Source organism: Alcanivorax sp. HI0083 (assembly GCF_001635175.1).
Window position 1 is genome coordinate 1 of sequence record NZ_LWFX01001105.1, and the last position, 4,369, is coordinate 4,369.

The window sequence follows — 4,369 nt, forward strand, 5'->3', positions numbered from 1 at the left end:
CAGCGCGTACTCGCCATTGATGGCCTGGGTGATCACCCCTGCCACGGTGACGGTGGTGCCGGTGGGTTCGGCCAGGGCCTCGCTGACGGACAGCACCTCACCGCCGCCTGGGCTGCCACCGGGGCCGTCCGGGGCGCCATAGGCGCCGTAGTCCAAGGTGCTGGCATCCCAGGGGTTATAGCCGCCGGAAGGCGTGTTCCAGGGCTGGCCGTTGTCCGGGTCGTCCAGCTCTTCGCTGGCCATGGGGGTGGGCGTGGCGGTGCCGGCCGGGTGGGCACTGCTGTTGAACTGGGTATAGCTTTCCGGGGTGGCCAGCCAGTCGATCAGGTTAATGCTGAGCTGGGCGGCGTTGCCGGCATCGGTCCAGCCCGGATAGGTGCTCTTGGTGTTGCCGTTGTCCTGGCGCTTGTACTTGGGTGAGGCATCTTCGATGGGGCTGGAGTCGCCGATAAAGGCGGCCTTGCCGGGGCCGGATTTGGCGATGGCCACGTAGGGGCCTTCGGCGGTGCCGCCGAAGTAGAGCCCGGAATCCACCGCGTGGGTCCAGCGGCTGGGGCTGTCGCTGGTGGAGAAGTGCACCAGGCCCTTGGCCTTGTTCGGGTCGGTGATCGCCAGGGTGGCGCCACCGGCCATCAGTACCGGGCCTACGCCGGTGGTCAGCCCCTCTACCTGGCTGGCCGGCTCGATGCCGCTGGCGCCGCTGTGCCAGTCGATGGCATTGAAGCGAAAGCGGATGCCGAACTCCTGTGCCAGCCAGCCACCAGTGGCGACGCCGGGATTACGCAGGTCGCCGTAGCTGCCGCCCACATTGAACTGGGACAGGGTGGAGCGGTTATAGCCGTTGAATACCTCGGTGCTGTCCCAGGTGTTCAGGTTTCGGTCGGCGTTGTAGTGGTCGGCAACAAAGAAGATGCCCTTGCCGGCGGCCACAAAATCTTCCAGGGCCTGCAATTCCGCCTGGGTGAAGGGGCGGTTGCTTTCCGCGAGGACCAGTACATCCGCGTGACTGATGGCGGTGTAAGTGATGACCGCTTCGTTGGCGTTGCTGTTGGCGGTGGTGGGGTTGGTGTAGTCATCCACAAACTGGATAACGCCGTCGCTGTTTTTATCCACCCCGCGGTATTCCTGCACGGTGTAACCGGCACTGACCAGAGCATCGGCGAAGTCGGAAAAAGCGCCGTCAATAACCCAGTCCGCATTGCCTTCCGTGCCGCCATGGGAAACATCGAAGAGCACGACCTTGCCATTATCGTTAGCGCCGGGGGATTGAATTGGCGCCGGGTAGTTCCAGTCGTAGGGGGCGGCGTTGACGCTGGCGCAGAGCGTGGCCAACAGGGTAGTGAGAATCCGTTTGTTCATGTGGGATCATCCTTGAACCAGAAGGGGAGAGCCCAAGGCTGATGCGGCGACAAGAAAATGCGGTAAAAAGATCGTGATAGTTTGATGAATTCCGGTGAATGTATGGCAGGGTTGGCACTCAGGGCAGGTTTTATATTCCTGTCATCAGGGCATCATGACAGGGGGCAGAGAGGGCGACGCTATGGGTACCGGTTTGCGGATTGACGGGCGATCACAACGGCCAGAGTACGGGCAAAAAGGTGAGGCACAATGAACCAGACAGCCTCCGGTTCGGCCCCCACGCCGGTGTCGTCTTTTTCGCTGGTCGCCGACAGCGATCAGGCGTTCACCCTGCGAGTCACCCTGGCTCGGCTGGCGCAGCGCACGCTGGATGTGCAGTACTACATCTGGGATGACGACACCACCGGCAAGCTGCTGATCTATCGTTTGCTGGAAGCGGCGCGGCGGGGTGTGAAGGTGCGCATGTTGCTGGATCATGCCAATCAGTTGGGCCGCGATGTGAAGTGGGCGGCGCTGGATGCGCACCCCAATATCGAGGTGCGGTTATTCAACCCGTTCAAGGGTCGCTATAAATATTTTTTGCAATGGCTCTACCATGCGCCGCTGCTTAATCACCGCATGCATAACAAGGCCTGGATCATGGACGGGGAGCGGGCGCTGGTGGGCGGGCGAAATATTGCCGACCATTATTTTGGGGTGAATGCGTCCACCAATTTCCGGGATCTGGATCTGTACGCCCATGGCGCCATTGTGGCGGATACCCGCACTGCGTTTGATGCCTTCTGGCAGAGCCCGCTGGCGGTGCCCATGAAAAGTTACCGGCGCCGAACCGAGGCCACGGCGGAACGGATCTGGCGTTGGCTGGGGCGCTGGCGCACCTCCCTGAAAGGCTATCCTTACCTGTTTCCCCAACACGAAGCGTTTTTTACCGAGTACCTGCGCAAGCAGGAGCAGCAATGTGTGCAGGCGCCGGCGGCGTTGTTGTTCGATAGCCCGGACAAGGCCAGCGGTGCCAAGCAGACATTGATGGGTGAGCAGCTGGCCCGGTTACTGGGCAGGAAAGACCATCGCGAATTGCTGATGGAAGCCAGTTATTTTATTCCGGGTGACGCCTTTGTTGAGGCGCTGGCGGGCTTTCGGCAGCGGGGTGGGCGAGCGGCCGTGTTGACCAATAGCCTGGCGACCAATGATGTGATTGCAGCTCATGGTGCCTATGCCCGTTATCGGCCGGGGTTGCTGGCGGCGGGGGTGGAATTGCATGAATTGCAGCCCAATGCCCGGGCGCTGCGTCGTCAGGTGCGATTGTTCAAAGGCCGGTCCCAGGCGAGCCTGCATACCAAGGCCATGGTGCTGGACCGGCGTGAAATTTTTGTTGGGTCGTTCAATATTGACCCGCGCTCGGTGCACCTGAATACCGAGATGGGTTACTACGTGGCGTCTGCCGAACTGGGGCAGCAGGTGGCGGCGTTTATTGAAGAAGGGCTGGCGCCGGAAAACAGTTATCGGGTCGACAAAGAGCAGGAAAAACTGACCTGGGCCGGTGATGGCCATGACGGTCGTCCGGTGGTGCGCCACAGCGAACCTGACGTGACGGTGTGGCGACGGCTGCTGGCATGGTTGCTGTCGCTATTGCCCATTGAGCGGATGCTGTAGGCGCGGCAAGCTGGTTGTCTTTAGTCGCCGACTGGTGAGCGCCAACGGGCATAGAGGGAGCTTGCAGGTTGTTGCGATATTTTGGATTTTATGGAGAACATCATGGTCCAGCCTTTTTGCTTTCGATTCCGGGTGCGCTACAACGAATGCGATGCCCAGCATGTGGTGTTTAACGCTCGTTACGGGGACTACGTGGACATCGCCATGACCGAATTCATGCGTGCACTGGGGCGGGATTACAGCCAGTTGCTGGCGGAAGGGCTGGATAACCAGGTGGTGAAGTTGACCACGGAATGGCAGTCATCGGCACGGTTTGATGACGTGCTGGATGTGTTCGTGTCACTCACCCATATGGGCAACACGTCGTTCTCCCTGCAAGCGGATATCCGCCACGCGGATGATGGCCGTGCCATTGCCCGTTCGGAAGCGGTGTACGTGATGATGACCACCGAGCCGTTCGCGAAAACCCCGGTGCCGGATGATCTGCGTGAACGGCTGCAGGCGGGAGCGCCGGGGGTCGTCATCGACCAGAGTGGTCGCGGCTGAACGCCTGGTGCAGGAGCACCGCTGGTGGTACTCCTGCACGGCGTGTGGTTCAGGCTCCGGCCACGTCCAGCACCACCTTGCCCTTGGCGGTACGTGAGGTCAGCGCGGCCAGTGCTTGTTCGTATTCTTCGAACTTGAATACCTGGCTGATGCGCGGTTTGAGCTTGCCCTGGCCGAACAGCTGGAACAGTTCCATGATGTTCTGCATGTTCACTTTCGGTTCCTGCTGGGTGAACGCGCCCCAGAATACCCCGACGATGGAGCAGCCTTTCAGCAGCGCCAGGTTGGCGGGAATTTTGGGGATGTCGCCGGCGGCAAAACCGACCACCAGCAGGCGGCCGTTCCAGGCCATGTTGCGCAGGGCCGCTTCGGTGAACTTGTCGCCCACCGGGTCGTAGATCACGTCCACGCCTCTCGGGTAACGCTTTTTCAGCGCCTCTTTCAGGTCTTCGTCAGCGTAGTTGATCAGGTCATCCGCGCCGGCTTCCCTGGCCACTTCCAGTTTCTCGTCGCTGCTGGCGCAGGCGATTACGTTGGCGCCCATGGCCTTGCCAATTTCCACCGCAGCCAGCCCTACGCCGCCACTGGCGCCGAGCACCAGCAGGGTTTCCCCGGGCTGGATGTTGGCCCGTTGTTTCAGCGCGTGATAACTGGTGCCGTAGACCATGGAAAAGGCGGCGGCGGTGTGGTCATCCATGCCGTCAGGCACGGGGATCAGACGGTTCTCCGGCACCAGAATTTCTTCGGCAAAGGCACCGTAACCGGTGAGGCCCATGCTCCGCTGGCCGGGTTTGAAGTTTTTCACGCCGTC

General features: G+C 61.1%; 4 protein-coding genes. 2 read left to right on the top strand and 2 right to left on the bottom strand.

The annotated features are described in order from the left end of the window. On the bottom strand, positions 1-1,359 hold a 1,359-nt coding region (locus A3754_RS15105), incomplete at its 3' end, for a hypothetical protein (RefSeq protein WP_063520361.1). A gap of 249 nt (positions 1,360-1,608) precedes the next feature. On the opposite strand from A3754_RS15105, the gene A3754_RS15110 reads away from it, so the two are divergent. Both A3754_RS15110 and A3754_RS15115 read left to right on the top strand, forming a co-directional pair. Next, on the top strand, positions 1,609-3,012 hold the full coding sequence (locus A3754_RS15110; RefSeq protein ID WP_063520362.1) for a phospholipase D family protein: 1,404 nt from the start codon (positions 1,609-1,611) through the stop codon (positions 3,010-3,012). Positions 3,013-3,114: 102 nt separating this feature from the next. Further along, on the top strand, positions 3,115-3,558 hold the full coding sequence (locus tag A3754_RS15115; protein WP_063520363.1) for a thioesterase family protein: 444 nt from the start codon (positions 3,115-3,117) through the stop codon (positions 3,556-3,558). 49 nt (positions 3,559-3,607) lie between these two features. Here the strand turns inward: A3754_RS15115 and A3754_RS15120 are convergent. Next, the coding region (locus tag A3754_RS15120) for an NADPH:quinone oxidoreductase family protein (protein WP_063520364.1) at positions 3,608-4,369 on the bottom strand (762 nt) is incomplete at its 5' end.